The 22,349-nt window shown below is 44.7% G+C and carries 18 protein-coding genes and 3 pseudogenes; 11 read left to right on the top strand and 10 right to left on the bottom strand.

Annotation, left to right across the window (positions count from 1 at the left end; all coding sequences use genetic code 11):
• Nucleotides 1–950 precede the first annotated feature (950 nt).
• From AB4503_RS12785 to AB4503_RS12770, 4 genes and pseudogenes are all read left to right on the top strand, one after another.
• Nucleotides 951–1,907 (top strand): integron integrase, encoded by a 957-nt coding sequence (locus AB4503_RS12785; RefSeq protein ID WP_372114937.1) that lies wholly within the window; start codon nt 951–953, stop codon nt 1,905–1,907.
• Nucleotides 1,908–2,015: 108 nt separating this feature from the next.
• Nucleotides 2,016–2,915 carry a homocysteine S-methyltransferase family protein gene (locus AB4503_RS12780; protein ID WP_372114935.1) on the top strand — a complete coding sequence of 300 codons (900 nt, stop codon included), beginning with the start codon at nt 2,016–2,018 and terminating at the stop codon, nt 2,913–2,915.
• Nucleotides 2,916–3,028: 113 nt separating this feature from the next.
• Nucleotides 3,029–4,039, top strand: a complete 1,011-nt coding sequence (locus tag AB4503_RS12775) for a Gfo/Idh/MocA family protein (RefSeq protein WP_372114933.1) — start codon at nt 3,029–3,031, stop codon at nt 4,037–4,039.
• Nucleotides 4,040–4,049: 10 nt separating this feature from the next.
• Nucleotides 4,050–5,165: pseudogene (locus AB4503_RS12770) on the top strand (SgrR family transcriptional regulator).
• Nucleotides 5,166–5,261: 96 nt separating this feature from the next.
• Here AB4503_RS12770 and AB4503_RS12765 read toward each other — a convergent pair.
• From AB4503_RS12765 to AB4503_RS12750, 4 genes are all read right to left on the bottom strand, one after another.
• Nucleotides 5,262–6,356: an HDOD domain-containing protein gene (locus AB4503_RS12765; protein WP_372114932.1), complete on the bottom strand. Its 1,095-nt coding sequence runs from the start codon at nt 6,354–6,356 to the stop codon at nt 5,262–5,264.
• Between the two features lie 236 nt (nt 6,357–6,592).
• Entirely contained in the window at nt 6,593–7,648 is a 1,056-nt protein-coding gene (locus AB4503_RS12760; RefSeq protein ID WP_371725599.1) for an alcohol dehydrogenase family protein, read from the bottom strand.
• Complete coding sequence (locus tag AB4503_RS12755) at nt 7,645–8,163, bottom strand: TetR/AcrR family transcriptional regulator (protein WP_017061096.1); 519 nt, start codon at nt 8,161–8,163, stop codon at nt 7,645–7,647. The genes AB4503_RS12760 and AB4503_RS12755 overlap by 4 nt, the downstream gene beginning before the upstream one ends.
• A 155-nt stretch (nt 8,164–8,318) precedes the next feature.
• Nucleotides 8,319–9,452 (bottom strand): multidrug effflux MFS transporter, encoded by a 1,134-nt coding sequence (locus AB4503_RS12750; RefSeq protein WP_136973856.1) that lies wholly within the window; start codon nt 9,450–9,452, stop codon nt 8,319–8,321.
• A 97-nt stretch (nt 9,453–9,549) separates the two neighbouring features.
• Here AB4503_RS12750 and AB4503_RS12745 point away from each other — a divergent pair, with 97 nt between their 5' ends.
• Nucleotides 9,550–10,323 (top strand): helix-turn-helix domain-containing protein, encoded by a 774-nt coding sequence (locus AB4503_RS12745; RefSeq protein ID WP_372114929.1) that lies wholly within the window; start codon nt 9,550–9,552, stop codon nt 10,321–10,323.
• Nucleotides 10,324–10,408: 85 nt separating this feature from the next.
• On the opposite strand, the pseudogene AB4503_RS12740 reads toward AB4503_RS12745, so the two are convergent.
• A pseudogene (locus AB4503_RS12740) lies at nt 10,409–11,167 on the bottom strand (glutathione synthase); the annotation flags it as partial.
• Nucleotides 11,168–11,349: 182 nt separating this feature from the next.
• Nucleotides 11,350–12,297: a LysR family transcriptional regulator gene (locus AB4503_RS12735; protein ID WP_017061092.1), complete on the bottom strand. Its 948-nt coding sequence runs from the start codon at nt 12,295–12,297 to the stop codon at nt 11,350–11,352.
• 126 nt (nt 12,298–12,423) lie between these two features.
• Here AB4503_RS12735 and add point away from each other — a divergent pair, with 126 nt between their 5' ends.
• Together add and AB4503_RS12725 are read left to right on the top strand one after the other, a co-directional pair.
• Nucleotides 12,424–13,422 (top strand): adenosine deaminase, encoded by a 999-nt coding sequence (gene add / locus AB4503_RS12730; RefSeq protein ID WP_372114926.1) that lies wholly within the window; start codon nt 12,424–12,426, stop codon nt 13,420–13,422.
• Between the two features lie 152 nt (nt 13,423–13,574).
• Nucleotides 13,575–14,147 (top strand): sugar O-acetyltransferase, encoded by a 573-nt coding sequence (locus tag AB4503_RS12725; RefSeq protein ID WP_371725632.1) that lies wholly within the window; start codon nt 13,575–13,577, stop codon nt 14,145–14,147.
• On the opposite strand, the gene AB4503_RS12720 is transcribed toward AB4503_RS12725, so the two are convergent.
• Complete coding sequence (locus AB4503_RS12720; protein ID WP_017072485.1) at nt 14,144–14,338, bottom strand: hypothetical protein; 195 nt, start codon at nt 14,336–14,338, stop codon at nt 14,144–14,146. The genes AB4503_RS12725 and AB4503_RS12720 overlap by 4 nt on opposite strands.
• Nucleotides 14,339–14,375: 37 nt before the next feature.
• Nucleotides 14,376–14,998 (bottom strand): annotated as a pseudogene (locus tag AB4503_RS12715) (HAD family hydrolase).
• A 277-nt stretch (nt 14,999–15,275) separates the two neighbouring features.
• Between AB4503_RS12715 and AB4503_RS12710 the strand changes: the two are divergent.
• On the top strand, nt 15,276–15,983 hold the full coding sequence (locus AB4503_RS12710; protein ID WP_017065208.1) for a GntR family transcriptional regulator: 708 nt from the start codon (nt 15,276–15,278) through the stop codon (nt 15,981–15,983).
• 203 nt (nt 15,984–16,186) lie between these two features.
• Here AB4503_RS12710 and AB4503_RS12705 read toward each other — a convergent pair whose 3' ends face one another.
• Entirely contained in the window at nt 16,187–17,386 is a 1,200-nt protein-coding gene (locus tag AB4503_RS12705; protein ID WP_372114923.1) for an enolase C-terminal domain-like protein, read from the bottom strand.
• Between the two features lie 260 nt (nt 17,387–17,646).
• Here AB4503_RS12705 and AB4503_RS12700 point away from each other — a divergent pair, with 260 nt between their 5' ends.
• From AB4503_RS12700 to AB4503_RS12690, 3 genes are all read left to right on the top strand, one after another.
• Complete coding sequence (locus AB4503_RS12700) at nt 17,647–19,080, top strand: PTS transporter subunit EIIC (protein ID WP_372114922.1); 1,434 nt, start codon at nt 17,647–17,649, stop codon at nt 19,078–19,080.
• A 113-nt stretch (nt 19,081–19,193) separates the two neighbouring features.
• Entirely contained in the window at nt 19,194–20,180 is a 987-nt protein-coding gene (locus AB4503_RS12695) for a sugar kinase (RefSeq protein ID WP_372114919.1), read from the top strand.
• 17 nt (nt 20,181–20,197) lie between these two features.
• Nucleotides 20,198–20,827 carry a bifunctional 4-hydroxy-2-oxoglutarate aldolase/2-dehydro-3-deoxy-phosphogluconate aldolase gene (locus tag AB4503_RS12690; protein ID WP_372114917.1) on the top strand — a complete coding sequence of 210 codons (630 nt, stop codon included), beginning with the start codon at nt 20,198–20,200 and terminating at the stop codon, nt 20,825–20,827.
• A 419-nt stretch (nt 20,828–21,246) separates the two neighbouring features.
• Here AB4503_RS12690 and AB4503_RS12685 read toward each other — a convergent pair whose 3' ends face one another.
• A complete protein-coding gene (locus AB4503_RS12685; protein WP_010431932.1) occupies nt 21,247–22,302 on the bottom strand; it encodes an AI-2E family transporter in 1,056 nt (351 codons plus the stop codon).
• Nucleotides 22,303–22,349 lie beyond the last annotated feature (47 nt).

The raw sequence follows: 22,349 nt of genomic DNA, 5'->3' as shown, positions 1-22,349 counted from the left end.
GTCCGATCCACTGTTGTCAGCGGGAGCTATTGTTGACAAAAGAGGGAGTCCATGTAGCCCAATTAAGTAGCCCGAAACGCCCTAGCTCAACTACCGCATTACGCCGTAAACACAAAACCCGACGCAAACCAAAAGTGCCACGCGTTGAGGGTCTGCTTGAATTGTTTGTTATGTTTTACCACAAATGACTGATTTGTTTGGCAAAGAACTGCGTTGTTAAACGTATTTCAAGAAGTGAATCACAAGCCAAACCTCACTTGACCGCCAGACGCACGAAACACCAAACGCGTAATTCCACTTCCCTGCCCAATGAGGCAACCCGACAAACGTTCAACAAACGCCCTCTCTTTCCAACCAAAGCGCAGAACAATGGCAAATTGCCGAGGCAACTGCCAAGCAGATATGCTGATTGGCAAATACGCTCAAAGCGACTTAGAGCCAGTGAAATTTGAAACCAACCGCCACGACCTGCAAATGAAGCAACCCGCGAACATTGACATGTTTTACGGGTTGAGGAGTTCACGAAATTAGGCCGACAATGTTGATTTGCTGAGGCAACTCGAACGAATGGCTAAAGGGACAAAGAACAGAGATCGAAGAATTTTTAAGCCATTGAAATACAAGTAAACATAACATTTTAATATTGTGCAAGCACGAATCCATCCGCTTAACATATCAAAAAGGTCACTCATAACCAACTGAATGCTATGCATTTAATATAAAAGTGGGTCTAAACAATAAGTGTGAAAACGTGCAAGCACATATTGCCGACTATGTAACGCTCGGCCTCATTCTTAACCACCCATAAATCTGCAGTATAATCAATAATTTAAAATAAGCCTCTCGTTAAATTCGTGCTCAATCAGAGTTAAAAACCACTCTTTTTTAAGTCATTAATTATTCAACAAGCAATAAACTGTCTGTATGTACAGATTTTGTGAGGGGAATATATGGCGAGTCAATTCATGCAGGCAATTTGCGAACATATGACGATGCGAGGCTATAGTCGCAAGACAATCAAAGCCTACTGTTACTGGATAAAATACTTCATTCATTTTCATAAGCTTAAACACCCTGAACAGATGCATGCCGCTGAAGTTGTCTCCTTTCTTTCTCATTTAGCTAATCAACAAAAAGTAGCCATCAATACTCAAAAGGTAGCTCTCAATGCTCTAGCCTATTTATACAATCAATTTATTAAGCAACCTCTAGGAGACTTAGGGTTTAGCTATGCGACTCGGTCTCGAAAAATTCCTAGCGTACTCAATCATGCGGAAGCTATCTCGGTGATCAATGAAATAGATCCTAAATATCAACTGTTTTTTCGCTTGTTGTATGGTTCAGGTTTGAGAGTATCGGAATGCCTGAGGCTTCGAGTACAAGATATAGATCTAAAACAAGGGTCTCTCACTGTTCACAATGGGAAAGGAAATAAAGACCGAGTGACAATTTTAAGTTTTTCACTCACTGAAGCTATACAAGACAAAATTTCACAAGTTGCAGTTCTGCTCGCTAAAGATAACTTGAATGGGTTTGGGCCATCTTTGCCTCACCGATTAGGTAAAAAATACCCTAGTGCCTATCGACAACTTGCTTGGATGTACCTATTCCCATCAAAATCCGTCACTCAACACTCTGAGTCGGGGGTCGTATGCCGACACCACCTACATGATTCGGTACTCCGAAAAACGCTGAAGAAGGCGACTAACTCTAATAAATTGCGCCACAAGCGAATTAGTTGTCATACTTTCAGGCACAGTTTTGCTACGCAACTTCTAAAGTCAGGCTCCGATATCAGAACGGTTCAAGAGCTACTGGGGCACAGTGATGTTAAGACAACTCAGATTTACACTCACGTTATTGGGCAACACTTTAGTGGCACGACTAGCCCGCTAGACGGCTTATAACGAAACTCCCTCATCGATAGTTGAACCTTGGCTTGATGGCTTCTGTCTGACAAGGTTGTCTGCTATGGTGGCGGCAGAACTTCAGCAATTGTTTAGATAGTATTGAATATGAAAACACTAACCATACTTGATGGCGGCATGGGCCGAGAACTCAAAGAAATTGGCGCGCCATTTTCTCAACCGCTTTGGAGTGCTCAAGCGCTGATTGAAGCACCCGGATTTGTTAGCCAAGCGCATCAAAACTTTGTCGATGCAGGTGCTGAAATCCTAATCACCAATAGTTACGCCTGTGTGCCTTTTCACTTGGGTGAAGAGCTGTTCGAGCAACGCGGTTTTGAACTAGCCACACTGTCTGGTGAGCTGGCTAAAGCAGTTGCAGACAATGCTTCTCACACCGTAAAAGTGGCGGGCGCGATTCCACCGCCATTTGGCAGCTACCGACCAGACTTATTTAAGGTAGAAGAGGCGGCGCCAATCATTCAAACGCTTTACGATGCCCAGGATCCAAACATCGATCTTTGGATAGCGGAAACCATCTGCAGCCTGCAAGAGTTCGAATCCATTCATGCGGTTCTTAAGCAGTCAGATAAGCCGTGTTACTACGCATTCAGTTTGGAAGATACCAAGGGCGATTCTGCCAATATTCGTTCTGGCGAGAGCGTAACAGACGCCATCAAACTTGCCTGCCAATCAAACGCGACAGGCATTATGTTTAACTGTTCAGTGCCTGAAGTGATGGATCAAGCCATTATCGATGCCAAGAAAGTGATCGATGAGCTAGGCAGTGATTTAGAAGTTGGTGTCTATGCCAACAATTTTGCACCTATCAGCAACGAACATGAAGCGAATGATATGTTTCAGGAGATGCGTGAGCTGGATGGCCAAGGTTACTTAACTTACGCTAAACGCTGGCATGCACTGGGCGCGAATATTATCGGTGGCTGTTGTGGCATCGGGCCAAAACACATTAAAGCCCTAGCCGATTGGAAACACTCAATACAGAGCTAATCCTGAGCTTCAACTAGAATAAAATAAATAGAAAACAGGTTGAGAAATCTGTTCTCTATTTGTATGTGGCGCCTCTGAGTACACTGATACAAAACAACGATTTGGAGCAACTGATGAGCGACACGCAACGCAAAATTAAATGGGGCATCGCAGGGCTAGGCAATATCGCCAATCGATTCGCAACCGCAGTCACAGAGCACTCTCTGCATGGTGAGCTTGATGCGGTTGCCGCCAGAGATCACTCACGCGCAGCCACGTTCGCCAACAAGTTTGCTTGCGACAAGGCTTATGGTTCTTATGAAGAGATGGCGAATGACCCAAGTGTTGAAGCGGTTTACATCGCTACGGTTCACCCATACCACCAGCCACTCACTGAGTTGTTTCTAAAGAATAAAAAACATGTATTGGTCGAGAAGCCGGCTTTTACCAACCTTGCTGACTGGCTTGAGATGAAAGCTCTCGCGAAGCAAAATGGCGTGATGCTGTTAGAAGCAATGAAAACCGTGGTGTTTCCCGCATATCGTGAGCTCCAATCATTCTTGGTCGATAACAACATTCAGATAGATTCAATCGAAGCCAACTTTGGTAACCATCATGACTATGAGCCCGATTTGTTTATCTTCAATCCGGATTTGTCAGGCGGAGCAACACTCGATGTTGGGGTCTATGGGCTTTGGTTCTTTTACGATCTGTGCCGAACGCTGGGTGTAAACCCTTCAAAACCTCAGGTAGAGATGTCGTGTCTTTATGAGGGAGCGAATGTTGATACCAATGCATGCTTTACATTCTCTGGTGATATAAGCGGTAAGATATCGGCATCAACAGTGCAAAACCTTCCCCGATCAGCACACTTGAGTGGACCTGAAACCAAAATCACCATTCACGAAAAATGGTGGAATCCGGCCTTTATTGAGATTGAACATCAAGGCAAAAAGTCGACCATTAGCTACCAAGTGACAGGGAATGGATTCGAGTTTGAAATCGACCATTTTTCAGATTTGGTGCTTCAAGGCAAAACTAAATCGAATATCCTGAGCTCAGAGATAACCTCTCGAGTTCTCGATACGATGGAAAACGCACTGATTGATTCTGGCTATTCACATTTAACTCAACCTCGTCGTTAGGAAAAGCAAATTGGGCAACCTTAAGCGTAAGCTTGAACTGTATGAAAAGATATTTCAGGCTTTTGGGCCTGGAGTATCACATTGTCAGGTCAACCAACTGGCCACACTGCTGCACGTGAGTGAACGTCACGTTCAGACCTTACTCAAAGCGATGACAGCACAAGGTTGGATTGAGTGGCCGCAATGCTAGCGCTGAGTTACAAGCCTTTCTAAGCAATACCAATCCGTCGGCGCAGAATATCGCGTACATCCCGTTTCACCGAGAACTCGAAGCGCTTCACCCTCAACGCGTGCTTAGACGCACCGAACGCTTCTTAGTGATGCAAGTTTGCCAACGCCTAACCTCCGTTAAGCACAGCAAACTCAGCGGCGATCTGGCTTATCATTGGCAGCCTAATCAAGATGCGACACAGTGGCACTTTCAGATTCGCAATGGTGTTCACTTTCATAACGGAAGAACACTCAAACCTCAAGACATAGCACGCCGATTCTCAATCGAGTCGAGTTGTGGGTCTATCCTGAATGGGCACAGAGCAAAGCCTGCGCTCAAAATCAGGTGTGCGTGAAACTGCCCGAGAAGACGACCACCGTGCGTGGGGATGACCATTCTTCCCAACCGGATTTCGGCTCAACCTTCTTTAAGATTCAAAGCCCGATGTTGTCTTCAACCGTTCGTGAGTTCACCGTTGAAGACACCTCTGAATGCCAAGCCCTTTTCGATCAGTTGTCAGTGTCTGGCGACCACAAAACCAGCGTGGAATATGGGCACTACCTAACTCACTACCTAACTACCAAAGACGTCGCGCTGTGCAGTATTATTGATGAGAACAACACCTTCACTTCGTGGTTAAGCTTTTTCACTCGCTTCCCGTTTGAGGACTTAACTTTACCTGCTGAGATACTAGAGACAATCGAACAAGGCTTAGCTTCAATAACAAACCAACCAGACTTTGAGTTAGCGATGAATGCACTGTTGTCGCTCCGGCATTGGTTGCATGAATCTGGGGTTGTGACTGAGCTCAAGCAAGAGGCGTTCAACTTAGAGGTTTCTGAAAAGATACACGGCGCACAAGTAAATGGTTTCGGTTGGTGCGAACTCGACAAGCTGTGGATTAGCCATTTGTAAGCGTATTTCGTAGCTGAATGTATTTCACAACCTAGCCCAACCAAGCTGCAACCAATCATTATGTTCAGTCACAGCGTAGGTCGAATAGGCTAAGGGTTAGCTCACTAGCGATAATTCAGACTCTTTATAAATCCGGTTAGCCACTTTGAATGCCGCCGGAGACATCAGTGTCTCTTTGCATCTGCGCTTAAACTGCTCGACTTCAATCGTTTGTTCTTCCAGTAAATAGCACAGCTCACTCAAATAATTAGCTTCAAACACAGCTTGACCAAGTGGTGTGCATTCGTATCGGCTCGACTCTTGGTAGCCAATTGCGGTCAACACAGACTCTGGCAGCTCCCAGAACTTAGCAATGGTGTAAGTCAGGCGAATAGAGTAGCTGTTCATCAGGCGCTTCAATGCCAACGAGTTAGGCGGAACAGAAGGATCTACATGTTTGAAGGCTTCTACCATCATCTGGAAAATGATCATCTTGCCTAAGTTGCGAATCAACCCAACAAAGTATGCCGCTGCTTGATCTTCTTGAGATGAAGAGTCTTTCATCAACTCCTTAGAAAACGACGCGGTTTGAACACTGTGATTCCAAATTTTCTCACCGAAGTGACGCCAGTAAATATTGTTCCCCGGCGTGAAGTTCTTCATGTAGCTATTCACCACCCCTTCAACGAGCCCTTGAGAACCCATATTTAAGAATGCTGTTTTTAGGTCGGTAACCTGTTTTTCATTGCGTTTGTAAAAGGCGCTATTTGCCAACTTAATCACATCGGCAGCCATACTCGGCTCGCGCTCAATCACTCTTAACAATGCATCGACATCAAACTCATCACTCTGTAATTCTGCCATTAACGTGGTTACAGAGGCTGGCATCACTGGCAGTTCATTAAGCAGGGCTTTTGGAGAGCGAATCAAACGTTCGACTTGGCAAGCGACAAAATCACTAAATGGGTCTGACTCCGTTCGAAAGCGAGACTCTCCAAACAAATAATCAAGGAACTCACCATCGTGAAGGCTAAGCGTCTTATCGACGATTAATGATGATGGCTGAGTGGACGACGGCGGAACAAAGATTGAAGACTGAACAGAATCAGTAGCAACGGTTTGTTGTTGCTCTTGTTGGGCAGGCTCTGCAGAGGGTTTGTTTTTTGAATAAACAAAAGGTGAGAATAGTGCCTGCAATACCCTTTTAAACATCAATACGGCTCCTAGATGATTATCAAACAGTTCGGGATATATAACGGCGGTGATTATCGCACAGGCAACTCATAAACCATACAGTGACAAATGATTCATTAATTTCTCAGCTGTATAAGATCTGTTACTCAACGGACTGAGAAACTATGCCCGCCAGTATTTGCTAGAAACAAAAAGAGCGAGCACATAACGCTTGCTCGCTCTTCCATAAATCTAAACCGTGAAGCTGACTAAAACTAGCGTTCTGCCACTTCCAACACGATCTTACCAACATGCTTTTTCTTTAAGAACTCATCTTGCGCTTTATGGATATCGGCTAGCGGATAAGACTCTGCAACGATGGCGCCAATCTGCTGTTTCTCGATACGATTAACCAAGTTTTGGAATACTTGCGGTTCTAAAACCGTGCAACCAAAAAAGCTGAGGTCTTTGAGATACAAAGTTCGCACATCAAGCTCAACCATTGCACCACCAATCGCACCAGACACAGCATAACGGCCATGCGGTTTTAGGACTTCAAGAAACTCTGGCCACTTGTCACCAGCAACTAAATCGATCACCACATTCACGCTGCTTTCGCCTAGCGCGTTAACCAAATCTGCATCACGGGCAATCACTTCATCAGCGCCAAGTTCAAGTAACTGTTGGTTCTTGCTTGGGCTAGTGATGGCAATAACATACGCGCCGCGAGCTTTTGCTAGCTGAATAGCCGCAGAGCCCACACCGCCCGATGCACCTGAGATAAGCACTCGATCACCTTCAGCCACATTGGCACGAGTTAGCATGTTCTCTGCTGTTGAGTAAGAACATGGGAAAGACGCTAGCTCAACATCCGACATAGAACTGTTCACCGCGTAAGCATGCTTAGCTGCTACTTTGGTGTATTCAGCGAAACCACCATCGCATTCAGATCCGAAATACCATGGCTGTGGTAGATCTTGTCCATAAACCTCGGTCAAACAAGGCTCAATCAGAACACGCTCACCAATACGGTCAACTGAGACTTCATTGCCGACTTCCACGATAAAACCACACACGTCAGCACCTTGGATACGAGGGAACTTTAGCGCTTCACCCGACCAACTGGCATCGTCTGAATCATCACTTTTTGCATACCAACCGATTCGCGTGTTGATGTCAGTATTATTAACGCCTGCTGCCATGACTTTGATCAGCACTTCATTAGGCTCAATTTTTGGAACAGCAATGTCTTCACGGTAGCCAAGCATTTCTGCCCCGCCGTGCCCTAGCATCTCTGCGCCTTTCATTGTTTTTGGTATCTCGAAATTCATACTGTTTCCTTGAGTAATTTTGTCACCATATTCTGTGCCGATGCCACTGCTTCTTCGCCTAAGACTGGCCACGCGCTTGATACGCCTTCATGAAGTAAAAACAGCGGTGTCGCGAGATCCTCTCGCAGGCTCTGCTTGCCTATTAGCAAACGAACTTGTTCTTTATGCTGTGTAACCGCTTGGCTGATAAGCTCATTATCGGGAAACGCGGCCATCGCATTCATCGACATGCACCCATGTGGCGCATACTCTTCTAACCATTGTTGGAGCTTGTTGAAGATATGAGTAACCGATGCGAGCCCCTTTTCAGGCGACGTTTCCAACAAGAAATCTAAGTAGCGTTGGTGTCGATATTCCAAGGCACCAACGATCATCGCTTCTTTTGAAGGGAAATGTTTATACAAGGTTCTTAGGCTTACATCGCACGCCGTTTTCAGCTGTGCAACGCTCGGCTCAGCAAAACCTTGCTGGCTAAATGCCACCTCTAAGCTTGCTGCAATCTGTTCTCTCAACATAGTGCTCTCTCAATACCCGACAAAGGGTAGAATGATTGTTCTACCTACAGAGTAGAACGATCACTCTACCCCTGTCAATATCCAAATTTACAAACCAAGAAATGATAAATTCCGCGCCAAACAAGACACGGAATTTATCAATACAGATGAGAGACTTAGCGTTTAAGCTGGAGTCGACTGCGTATCGTCACCAGAACAGATAACGCGCCACAAAGTACCAACACTACACCTAGATCTTGGAGCATTCCCGCTAAAGCGAGCCCTGAGCCGATCAAGGTGTAATACATCAAACCAAACAGTGCACCTGCACTTCCTGCTTGAGATTGGTAACGTACCAACGCTCGGCTCAATACATTGGGAATCGCAATGCCAAACGCCATAACCACCAACATCATTGGAAGCAAGAACCAGATCGTGTGTTGTGAAAAATACACACCCACCGCACCTAATGTTTGAAGCCCTGCTGCGATACCAATCAGAGACATTGAAGACACTTGTCTCTTCAACAATGTCTTGTTCACCAAGCTTCCCAACAGAGTCCCGAACCCAAGCACAATGCCGCTGTAGCCAAACTGCTCAACGCTAAATCCAAGTTGAATGAAGGCAAATGAACCCAATTGATAATAGGAAAACAGTGCAATATTGAACGACGCGACCAGCAACGCAGACATCCATATATCGCTATCTTTGACCATGTGAATACTGAGTGACTTTAACTGCAATGGCTGCTTAGATTGTTGCGTTTCAGGCAATGACCATAGGCTATGTGCCAACAGCACTAACACCATAATAAACAGGGCAATAAACACATATTGATGCCCGCCCGCTTGGCTTAATTGACCGCCAAGAAGCAGCCCGATGATTGGGCTAATCGACAGCCCCATCCCCATGTAACCAAACACCTTGGCCAGTTCAGCGCCGCTAAAGGCATCTCGCAACATGGTTTGTGTCACAACCGAGCCAACCGCAAGCCCGAAAGCGCCCATGGCTCGGGCTATCATCAACCAAACAAAGCTATTGGTTTGCATAGCAATGAGTGCTGAACAAGCGAATAACCCCATGCCCAATAACATGGTTGGTCGACGCCCCCACTTGTCAGCTAACACGCCCCATACCACCACACCCACCGCAAATGCAGAGAAGTAAATCGATAGGGTTTGAGCAGCTTGTGTGTAACTGACATCAAAGGATTTCGATATTGAATCCAGAGTCGGGCTATAGATGGTTTCTGCGATTTGAGGGAACATCAGCAATAGCACCATTTGCCATAAAGAAGGTTTTGTTTTCATCATTTTTCCAAGACCAGTGAACTTGACGAGGAGTCTAGGGGAAACTAACCTTGGCTCGTTAACAACATTAAAACCAAAAACAACAAGATTGGGACAAATGGCATTAATCAGCGAAACCATTGAGTTTGATGCAGACAGCTTACCTGCGCCCGTAATAGGGATTGCGGCAGAGCTAGGTCAGCATGATTCAGGAATACATCACCACGTAAAAGGACAGTTGCTGTATGCTCCGCAGGGTTGCATCACCTTGACCTTAGAAAACGCCATTTGCATTTTGCCGCCGACTAAAGCCGTGTGGATCCCGCCTTATACCAAACATCGCGCGCAGATGACCAATGTGGTTGCTTATCGGTCGCTCTATTTTGATAGCAGTATTTACACCTGCCCAGAAGCGATTGAAATTGTGGAAGTGAATGAGCTTTTAAAAGCCCTGATCAATAAGATGGCTTTCTGGGATTGGGACGTTGCCCGCGAGCAAACCACCAATACCGCCAACCTATTCTGGGAAGAGTTTTACAGTGCTAACCAACACTCGTTTATCTTGCCACTACCGACAGATCGCCGCTTTAAAAGCTTTTGCAAACAAGTCCGAACCGCTTCCTTTCTTGCCCCAGCCCTCTCGACATTAGCGAACTCGGTTGGCGCAAGCACCAAAACGATTACTCGATTATTCAAAGCCGAAACAGGCATGACTTACCAAGAGTGGCGACAGCAATGGCGCTTGTTTAAAGCGATTGAACTGCTCTCAGAAAACCGACAAGTCGTTGATGTGGCTCATCTGCTAGAGTTCTCATCTAACAGTGCGTTTATCGCCTTTTTCAAACAGCAAACCGGACAAACCCCGTTGGCCTTTACCAAGTTAGCAGCGTGATTATTGTTATCCAAACTCTGAAGTTTTACTTAGCTCAGATACAAAAAAACCAGAACATGAGTTCTGGTTTTTAATGCCGATTCAACTAATCAATCAACACCAACGAATCGAGAATCCCTTTGCCACTGTGGATTCCACCTTCATTTTCGCTGGCAGGTTTACTGCGGATCAAGTAACCCGCGTAGCCGTCTAGCTCTGTTACTGGTTCACCTTTGAAGTAAACGGTGAACAAACCCACTTCGCTGACTAAGTCTGTCACGAGCGTTTGGTGAGTGTCACGCACTGCAATGGTCGGCACGTCACGTTCATGCGGGTACAAGCGCTGCATCAATGCCCACGCGTCGTACTCTTCTGGTTTAAGCTGGCTCAGTTGTTCGCTGATGTCGTCACCAAAGACACAATGACCACCGCCCTCACCTTGGTTTTTCAGCTCCCATTCTTGCTTATCAGCTTGTGTGTTAAACCATTCAATTGCTTCATTGGTGATAGGCTTCATATCAGCCAGAACACTCTTGACCAGTTCGGCTTCTTCTCGCGTTAAACCCCGGCGGGCGTATTCTGCTGCTGACATCATGGTCAGCAGCATTTGCATGGTTTTGCTGGTCGCTAATTGCTGGCTGATAGTCGCGTTCATTGCGACATGGTGTTGCTCCATAAACAAGCGAGTCTAACTTAACGTATGGCAACACACCGATTCATTTAGCTCTGGAGCCCAATAATCTGAATACTGGTAGCCAGCTCTTAGATACACCACATCGACAGCTCCGACATCTTTCAATAGCAGGCGTTGATTATCGCCCGATGAAAGCTGACAGCTCAACTGTTCAAAAGTACGACGCACCGTGCATAATTGCCCACTCACAAGCATCTTCAATGACTTGTTGCGGAATCGATGGCATTGGATTCATTTAGATATCTCATTCTTGGCGGGCATTTGGCACCCGTAATAAGACAATGCTCATTCTAAAAAGACGAAATAAATTTAAAAAAACTTATTTCGCCGTTTTGATCATCGTAGCTCGCGGTTTACAGCTGAGGTTCTTGGGTCTTATTGACTATGAGGTCGCGAAGCCATTTGTGGCTTGGTTCAGAATCAAAGTAACGGTGCCAAAGCAAAAACAAACCACCGGGAACCAACTCAATAGGAATCGGCTTCATCACCAGTTCGCCACTCTCAATATAGTCACGAACCGAGTTGTACGGATAACACATCAGCAAATCGCTTTGTTTGCACAGCTTTACTGCGCTGGTGATGTCCGACACGTTGGCGGCTTTGTTAATTTGAAGCTGTTTGGCTTGCAAGATTTCCAGTAGCAACCAGTCGCCAACGCCACCGGTCACCAACTGAATATGACGGTATTTAAGGAAGGCTTGCAGATTCCACTCTTCTTGAAGTACTGGGTGATCATTTCGCATCAAACACACAGAGTAATCTTGCAGCAACTCGACGTGGTTTAGCTCGGCAGGGATATTTTGAATGTGGGTGCTAGCCCTTTCATCGAGCTCAAAAATTCCAATCCCGAAATCGACCTCACGCTTTAGTAAGCGCTTAAAGGTTTCGCTGCTCCAAGTAGTGCTGTTTACCGTAATGTTCGGCGCATCTGCTAGCGCGTTAGGCATAAATTTAGGGTAAATCGCGGTATAAGCGGTTTCAACAAGATCGATATTAAAAGTACGTTCGCTGTCTTTCGGCTCAAAAATGTCCGGCACGGTTAGCTGTTCAACTTGCAGAAGGATTTGATGAATTTTAGGCGCTAAAGAGGTGGCTTTCGGTGTTGGAAACAGGCCTTTTGACTCACGTTCAAACAAAGGGTCGTCAAACAAAGAACGCAGCTTAGTGAGTTGTTTACTCACCGCAGACTGACTAAGGAACAATCGCTCTGCCGTTTTGCTCACGCTGCGCTCTTCAAGCAACACGTGTAAACACAGCAGTAAATTCATATCACATTTGAGTAAGCTTTTAACATCTACCATGATATTCCTTAGATTCAGATTAATGATGACTTTATGTCACTTTAAATCATATCACAAACTTGTTAATTTAAGCCCATGTAACCTATGAGTTAATAACTCAAAAAATAATAGACCTAAGGAATACTCATGAACTTTCTAGCACTCCCTAAGATTGATCTGCACTGCCACCTAGACGGAAGTGTTCGTCCAGACACCATTATTGATCTGGCGAAACAGTACGGAATCGAACTTCCAGAAGACCGTGAAGCGGTAGTAAAGTCTCTAACAGTGCCTGAAGATTGCAAAAACCTTGATGAGTACCTAGCTTGCTTTAGCCTGCCACTGCAAGTGATGCAAACGGAAGAAGCAATTGAGCGTATTTCTTTTGAGCTTTACGAAGACGCAGCACTAGAGAACGTTAAATACCTAGAAGTTCGTTTTGCACCGATTCTTCACGTAAACAAGGGCTTGTCTCTTGATGCAATCATCGCAAGTGCGGTTAAAGGCATGAAGCGTGCAGAAGAGAAATACGACATCAAGGGCAACTACATCATGTCAGTGCTTCGTATGTTCCCTAAAGACTCGATCAAAGACGTGATCGACGCGGGCCAACCTTACCTAGGTAAAGGTGTTGTTGCGTTTGATATCGCAGGTGGTGAAAAGCCAGGTTTCTGTGCTGAATTCCCAGAATACACACAATACGCTCTTGAAAAAGGCTACCGCATTACCGTGCACGCTGGTGAGCAATGGCATGGTCAAAACGTTTACGATGCAGTAACTATGTTGGATGCTGAGCGTATCGGCCACGGTGTCCACATCCAAGGTAACGAAGACGCATACAACATCGTTAAAGAGAAGCAAGTTGCACTTGAGACTTGCCCAACAAGTAACGTTCAAACTAAATGTATTCACAAATTCAGCGACCACCCAATTGCTGAATTCAAGAAAGACGGCATCGTTGTAACGATCAACACAGACAACCGCACTGTGTCGAACACAACCATGACTAACGAAGTGAAACGTGTATGTGAAACGTTCGGTCTAACACAAGAAGACTACGCAGAGATCTACAAGTACTCTGTAGAGAGTGCTTTTGCTTCAGACGAAGTGAAGAAGCACCTAATGGGTTTCGTTGAGCAAATCTAATTGGTAAAGCGCGCCTTTTGCTGAATAGCTGGGCTCACTTAGCATTAATGCTTAAAGGTACAAAATAGGAAGAGAAAGGCTTAGGCTTTTCTCTTTTTTTATGTCCAATTATCCGTATTCTAATACCCATGTTGACTAGTGAGGTGCAAGGGATGAAAACGAAAACAGAACTCGAGAAAATGCTGTCCGGCGAGATTTTTGATGGCGCAGACCATGAGGTAGACCACATGCGCACTCACGCCAGCAAGGCGCTATCAGACTTGAATCAATGTTCAGACGATACTCAACTGCCAAGTCTTCAGGCTAATCTGTTTGGTAAAGTAGGAAGCAGCGTTGTCCGTCCTCCTTTTCATTGCGAGTTTGGCAAAACCATCGAGATCGGTGACGACACCTTTATCAACATGAACGTGGTGATGCTTGATGGCGCGAATATCAAGATTGGTAACAATGTATTGATAGGGCCAAGTGCCCAGTTTTACACAGCCTCCCACTCACTGGATTATCTCAGCCGCCGTAAGTGGGAAACTTTCTGCCTACCTATCACAGTCGAAGACGATGTGTGGATTGGTGGAAACTCAGTCATCAACCAAGGCGTTACGATTGGCGCTCGCTCTGTTATCGCAGCGAACTCAGTGGTTAACAGTGATGTACCACCAGATTGCCTGTACGGCGGCACTCCAGCCAAGTTGATTCGGCATTTGAATGCCGAACAAACTCGCGATTAAACAAGAAAGCGCGTATCCAAATCTAAAAAAGAGCGATGTTTCAATAGCATGGCTCTTAATCTAATTATCAGCGTTGTTTTATCGCACGCTTGTTCACCGCGAATTTGAAGCACGACAGCCGCAACTAAAACCAGCGCTGATATAGTCAAAAACAAGAATGCAACGATAGACTTAGGTGGGTATCTTTTCATTTTCTACACCCTCAAATTTAACTCACTCGCCAAGGTGTCAATCTAATAAATTAACGCCAAGCGCCTGCAAGCTGTTTTCACACTGAACGGCATCGGTAAACTGGATAGCAGCCATACCCACAGATCTCGCACCTTCAACGTTATAAGGCATATCATCAATGAAGACGGTTTCTGAAGCTTTAAGCCCATAATTAGATAACAGCACTTGGTAGATTTCAGGTTGTGGCTTAAGCAAACCAAGTTCAGCAGATACTGCCGCACCATCAAACAACGCCCAAAATTGATAAGTATTTTTTAAGTATTCAACAATCTCGACCACGTTGTCGGTAAGTGCATACACACCATACCCAGCACGCTTTACGCGCTCGATAAGGTCGACAGAACCATGCAATAAGATCTGCGTTTTCTTAACGTAATAAAACAGGCGGTCGCACTCTAATGAAGATAAATCGAGCTCTTGTTGGTAGCGAAGTTTGGCTTCATTTTCGGTTAAGAACCCTTTGTTCAAATCCGACCAAATCGCACTTTGGAAAATCGAAAGCGCTCGGGCTTCAGGGTCGGCAATGTTACCAAACGTTAGTTGAGTAATTTCCAGCGGCGACCAACGCACAATCACATTACCCACATCAAATACGACATTTTGATTTGATTCGAACTCATACCCTACTCCTGAATTAGTCACTTAAAATAGCAACAACACAGACATCAAATGCCGCACGTTAAAGTTCATAATCTTGTTTTACAAAATGAGGACTAGAATCACAAGATGTAATCAAGTCAGCGCAAAAGGTGGTCACTAGTACCCCTAACTAACCCTATTTATCATCACCCACTTAACCTTCTATGTTACAATTATGAGTCATTCAGAGCGTACTGAATCCCTGATTTAGTTCACTATTCTTTAGTCACAGTGAATACACTTTAAAGTTATTGATCTATGAAAAAGTACGAGTTAGTTGTCCAAGATATTGTGAGCAAGATCTGTCAAAACAGTATCAATCATAAGCTTCCTGCAGAAAGAGAACTCTCTGAAATATATGGGTTATCTCGATTTACTATTCGAAAAGCGCTAGCCAAGCTAGAGGCTATTGGCATGGTGAAATCTAAGGTGGGTTCTGGTTACTTCGTCAACACTTCTCTCATTGGTACACCACTGGTGTACAACTCCATTACTGAAAACAGTTTTGAAGAGATCTCTTATAAAAAGCTCCAACTGAATAAAGCGCTACCCGATAACCACGAACAGCAGATTTTTTCTTTAGACGACAATGACTACATTTGGAAAATTAGACGTCTTCGATTGATTAACAACAAAGTAGTTCAGATTGAAGAAGCCAAGATCCCTGTCAGCGTCTTCCCAGAGATGAATGCCGAGATCATTGAAAGCTCAATCCAGAAACATGCGCTAGCGAAAGGCCTTCAGATCGATAGCTACTTAACGACGTATCAAGCGATCAATGTTTCTAAAGAAGATGCGGAGTTGCTCGGCTGCAAAAAAAATGCGGCGGCGATGAATATCACCAACCGAGGTTTCTTAGCATCGGGGGATCTATTCATCGTCAGCGATATCATCGACATCAAATATCAATGCACCTATCACACTCCTTTTAACAATGAGAGCATGAGCTTCCGAGATAAGAAGTAACCTTTTAATTCGATTTAATATGGTTAATTTTTATAGATATAAGTTAATTACTCTATAGATTAGCCACTAATATTATTTTACATCTAATATTATTAATTTAATGATACTAGAAATATACTTACCAGATAATACGTAATATCTGGTAAGTATATTAAATAAGAAAATGGCCGCTTATAGCGACCATTTGATATTAAAAATACGAGTTAAGGGGTATGAATCACGCCATCAGGAAGGCGACTTTGAGTCCACTCGTGGGGGCGATACATTACAGGGAACTCAGCGGCAACCTCTTGGTCGATTTCAACACCAATACCTGCGATTTCAGAAGCGTATAAGTAGCCATTAATTGGCTCTGCAGCGTTCGGGAATACCTTGTGTGTATTCTCGTTGTACTCGACATGTTCTTGAATGGCGGCATTGTGTAAATGCACGTTCAAATGCGTGTTGACCGCTGCACCAATTGGCGTCATATCTGGCGGGCAGTGCCATGCAATACGAACACCGAAATTCTGACATAGATGGCCGAGTTTCAGAGCAGGCGTAATACCACCAATCTGTGAAACATGGCAACGAATGAAATCAATGCGGCGGTTAGCAATCAATGATTTCCACTCTTCAGGGTTATTAAATAACTCCCCTAAACCTAATGAAACTGAGCTCTGGCTGCGAATATTATCCAACCATTCCGTTTGATTTGGCGGCAGAATATCTTCAATGAAATACGGCTTATATTGCTCGACTTCCTTCGCAAATTGTATCGCTTGGTTCGGGAATAGGCGCTCATGAACATCATGAAGAATATGGAATTGGTTACCATATTTCTCTCTCAGCGACTTAAACATCGTTAGAGTATTGTCCATGTACTGATCTTGGTCGTAGTACGAACCTTCAGTCGGGTTTTGAGTGGTATGCAAATCCGTTGGAACGCCGCCATAGAAACCAAGCTGACAACGAATGTGCTTGTAGCCTTTGTCTAGGAAAGATTCCACCAGCTCATAAATCCCTTCCATCGTGTCGCTCGTCGCGTGTGTGTATACAGGAATAGCATCACGAGACTTACCACCAAATAACTGGTGTAACGGCATGCCCGCCAATTTGGCTTTGATATCCCACAGTGCCATATCAACACCGGAAATTGCATTATTGATAACAGGTCCATTTCGCCAATAAGCGTTGACCATCATCATTTGCCATAAGTCTTCAATATTATTGGCATTTTTACCAATAAGAATAGGTTTTAAATATTCATCGACCATTGTTTTTACAGCAAGCGGTCTTTGTTGGAATGTCGCACAACCAAACCCAGTTACGCCTTCATTCGTTTCAACTACCACGGTAATGAGATTGTGTCTGTCTGGTTTAGTAATAATACAATGGATATCAGATATAATAGTTTCTTTCACAATTAAATAACCTAAACTTAAGTCAACTCCTATTATCTAACCGCTTTAAAAACCACATTTCAAGCGCTAATTTTGCGTAAAAATAATTGGTACGTTAAGTGATTTTTTTTGATAAACAAAACATACCAATTGGCCAAAAACGGTGAAAAAATAATTTTTCGGATTTTAAGTGTGATTGAGATCTCTTTTTACTCCGTTGGATTTAAATTGGTTGTCGTTATGATTGCTCGAGTTAAATATATTCCAATAACAGGTGTAGTATGCAAATGGTAGAAAAGAGTGATGCCGTTATTAATAACTCGAAGTCATCATCGAAAAAGAAAAATTTCAAAGAAAATATACAGTTATTAATCACTGCACTTGGTGGTGAAGACAATATCGTGAGTATCACGCACTGTATGACAAGGCTGAGATTCAAATTAGCTGACGAGTCGCTGGTAGACGAAGAAGCAATCAAGCAGATCGCAGATGTGAAAGGTGTGGTACTTCAACAAGGCCAAACTCAAGTCATCATCGGTGTTGAGGTCGAGAAGTGGTTCAACGCGCTATCAAACACTCAACAAGTTGACGCGACTCCGGCTGATGAGCTAGAGAAAGGCAAGCTGTTCCAAGGCGTGATGCGCATTGTCGCAGGCATCTTTGGTCCGGTTGTACCCGCAATCGCTGGCGCGGGTATGTTGATGGGCCTGTTGTCTGGTCTTATTGCAACCAATGTTATCTCTGAAACCTCAGACACAGTTTATTTCTTCCGTTCTATCTCTGTTGCTGTGTTCTTCTTCTTACCTATGCTGGTTTCTTTCTCTGCCGCTAAGGTATTCAAAGTAAACGAATACATTGCCCTTGCTGTCTCTTCTGCAATGCTAGCGCCTCTGCTCGTTGATAAAGCAACAATGCTAAAAGACGCAGGCGCTGCACCTGAGCTGACCGTTCTTGGCGTGGTTCCTATTGAGCTGCTCAATTACGGCGGCGCTATCGTACCTGCGATTCTAGCAATCTGGTTATTGTCTAAAGTGACTCCGTTAGTTGACCGCCTAGTTCCTTCTTCTGCGAAGCCTGTATTTACACCACTGCTTGCCTTTACGGTAACTTCGACCATCACGCTATCATTTGTTGGCCCTGCTGGTATCTGGCTAAGTAATGGCGCAGGTTGGGTGATGAGTTCACTACTGGAAATCTCTCCGACGTTAACCGGCTTTGTGTTTGGTCTAACTCGCCCGATTACCATCGTATTTGGTATCCACCACAGCATGACGCCGATCAGCCTGAACAACTTTGCACTGTATGGTAAGGATCTACTGATGCCTATCATGTGTTTAGGTAACATGGCAATTGCGGGGGCAACCATGGCTATCTGGCACAAGCAACGTAAAACGGTTTCTAAAGAGCAATCTTCAATTACGATGGGCTCAAGTGTTACCGCTATCTTAGGCATCACGGAACCGGCTCTATTTGGTGTACTCACGAAATACACCAAAGCGATGATGACCGCGAGCTTGGCTGCAGGCGTGTTCGGTGCTATCTCGGTAACAATCGATACGCACTTAACAAGCTACATTCTTTCTTCTGTATTCAGCTTGCCAGCTTACCTTGCAGGCGGTACGCAAAACTTCATTCAAGCACTGATGGGCGTGGTGGGTGTATTTGCACTGTCTTTCGTCCTAACGATGTTGTTCGTAAAACTAGACAACAAGTAATCGGCTAGTCTCACTCCCGTAAGATTAGAATCGAAAAAGCATGACCATATCTCGTTATGGTCATGCTTTCCTCAATACGAACAAATCCAATCTTTCCTTTCTAAGGCTATATTATGACCCACATCGCAATCATCGGTGAGTGCATGATTGAACTGAATGGATCTCCATTTGGCGACATGCATCAAAGCTATGGTGGAGACACATTAAACGCGGCAATCTACTTGAACCGCAGCGCTGCGGTTAGTAACCCCGTGAGCATGAGCAGCAATAGCAGCAATAGCAGCACTGCGAATCCAGTGATACGAACAAGCTATGTCACAGCTCTAGGCTCAGACGCGATCAGCCAAGAGATACTTAACCGATGGCAAGATGAAGGACTATCAACCGAATTCGTGCTTATTGACGAGCAGCGTTCACCCGGGCTCTATCTCATTCAACTCGACGATGTTGGTGAGCGCACCTTCCTATACTGGCGCAACGATTCGGCGGCTCGCTACATGGTACAGCACCCCGATTTCGATAAGATAGCCAACCGACTTCACGATGTTGATATGGTGTTTCTGAGTGGCATTTCCCTCGCGATACTGCCACACAGCGATCAGCTAAAGTTGCTCACTATCATTGAAGGCCTGCGTGAACGTGGCGTTACCATCGCCTTTGATAGTAACTACCGACCAAAACTATGGGAATCAGAAAGCGCGACCAAAGAGTGCTATCGACTGGGTTATCAAACCACTGATATCGCCTTGGTTACCTTTGATGATGAACAGCAACTATGGGGCGACCAAACACCTCAAGACACCATCGACCGACTACACAGGCTTGGCGTGCAGACCATCATTGTAAAACTCGGTGCTGAAGGCTGTTTGGTCAGTGAAACTCCAGCCCAAACACCAAGCCTAATTGAAACCACGCCAGTAGAAACCGTGGTTGATAGCACCTCTGCTGGCGATTCATTCAATGGCGGATTCTTGTCTTGCTATCTATCTGGCGGCTCTGTTCAGCAAGCCTGCCGCAAAGGCAATGCACTGGCGAGACTGGTCATTCAACATCACGGCGCAATCATCCCAAAACCCATCACCGACACTCTTTCAAACTGATATTAAGAAGTAAACCCATGTCTACAATTAACGAACAGCTAAAAGCACTTAAAGTTATCCCTGTTATCGCCATTGACAACGCAGAGGATATTATCCCTCTAGGCAAAGTATTGGCTGAGAATGGGCTTCCCGCCGCTGAAATTACGTTCCGTTCAGACGCCGCTGTTGAAGCTATCCGACTGCTTCGCCAAGCACAGCCTGACATGCTGATCGGCGCGGGCACCATCTTGAACCATAAGCAAGCACTCGCAGCAAAAGAAGCGGGCGCAACGTTTGTGGTATCACCGGGCTTTAACCCGAACACAGTTAAAGCATGCCAAGAGACCGGCATCGATATCATTCCAGGTGTGAACAATCCAAGCACCGTTGAAGCGGCATTAGAGATGGGCTTAACAACCTTGAAGTTCTTCCCAGCAGAAGCATCTGGTGGGATCAGCATGGTTAAATCGCTCGTTGGCCCATACGGCGATATTCGACTCATGCCAACTGGCGGTATCACGCCATCAAACATCGATAACTACTTAGCAGTGCCTCAAGTATTAGCCTGCGGTGGTACATGGATGGTCGACAAGAAGCTGGTTGAAAACGGTAAGTGGGACGAGATCGCGCTCCTAACACGCGAGGTTGTTGAGCAGGTGAATCACTAGTCTATGTCATTCAGGTAAACAGAGCCTGTTTAATTTCTAACAATAAAGCCACAGCACTTTGGTGAGGCTTAATTATATGATCCGCCTCACTCTCAAGCCCTTAAGCTTAGAGTCGGCTCTCAGAGTGAGGTGAACCAAATATCTTCTATCCATACTTTAGGTATCGACCTAGGTAAACATTGCTTCTATGCTATCGCACATAACCGTTGTGAGGTGGAGGCGCTTCGTCGCAACCGACTCTTAACCTTTCTAAGTGAAATAGAACCAGCAACTATTGCTTTTGAAGCCTATAGCGATACTAGTTTGATCTCACACAGAGTTTAACCTCAGCCAGCTGTCCAAAAAGGAGTCATAAAGCAACAGAACTAACACTCACAGAAAGAAGTGACGCTGAGTGGTTATCAAGGCTTACTTCTGCTCTACTGACCTTTATGAGCATTCAACCTTGGATGTCTTAACTGTTCAAAAAATACATTCACACAGACAAGTAATGGGACCCCTACTAGCATTCCCATAGAGCCCCATAGCCAACCCCAAAATACAAGCCATACAAATAAAATCAGCGGATTGAGACTAAACCTTTTCCCCAGTAATGTAGGAGTAACCAATTGGCTTTCTATCAAATTAATCGCCAGGAAGATCGCAGCGACCGTCAATGCGTAGCTAAACGACTCAAACTGTATAAAAGAGACTAAAGCAAAGCACGTAACTGAAACCATCGGGCCAAGATAGGGGATAAAATTCATTAAGCCTGCAAAAGCACCCCAAAGGAAAGGGTCTTGCAATCCCATCATATAAAAAGCAAAGCCAACAGTGAGTCCTAAGCAAACATTAATGATGGTGATGGCGCCTATGTAACGAGACAAATCCTTTTGAACAACTTTAACCAATTCAACAGCCCTACGCTTATCTGAAAAGCATTCAAAAAGAGATAAGCTTTGAGAATAAATTTTTCGACCGTAATTCATCATGAAATACGCCATAAGAAACGCAACCAACAACTGAGTAACAATGGTTGGTGTTGTCGTAAGCACTGATTCTATAATGGAAAAAGCCGTGTTATTGGTAAGCCCATCATTGGTAACAGTACTACTCATGGAGAACCCGGTGGCGTCAGTTAAGCGACTGTTTTGAGTAACCTCACTCACTTCATTAGATACATTCTCAACCAACATTGGTAATTTTGACCACCATTGCTGAGCGGGCTCACTCAACATATTCAAACTAATCACAACAAAGCCAATAAAACCAATAAGTACAGCCATTACGTTAATGACTCGAGGGATACCGAAGCGAGTAAGGTAGTTAACTAGAGGGCTACATAGCAAAGAAATAAAAGCACCAAAGATGATTGGCAACAAAAATGGCTTGGCGATATGTAATGTAAAAATAGACATCATGAGAACAGCAAGGAGCATAAAACTAGTTTGCAACACACTTCGTTGTCTAAGAATACTGTATTTTTTTGATGTCATTTTATTCCTATGAGTAGGAGGTTTTGTTTTTGAGGCTTCGTCAATTT

It is taken from the genome of Vibrio sp. 10N.222.55.B11 (genome assembly GCF_041473705.1).
In the GTDB taxonomy this organism is placed as follows: domain Bacteria; phylum Pseudomonadota; class Gammaproteobacteria; order Enterobacterales; family Vibrionaceae; genus Vibrio; species Vibrio crassostreae_C.
The sequence above is the reverse complement of the archived record's forward strand: the minus strand, read 5'-3'. Positions and strand labels throughout refer to the sequence as shown.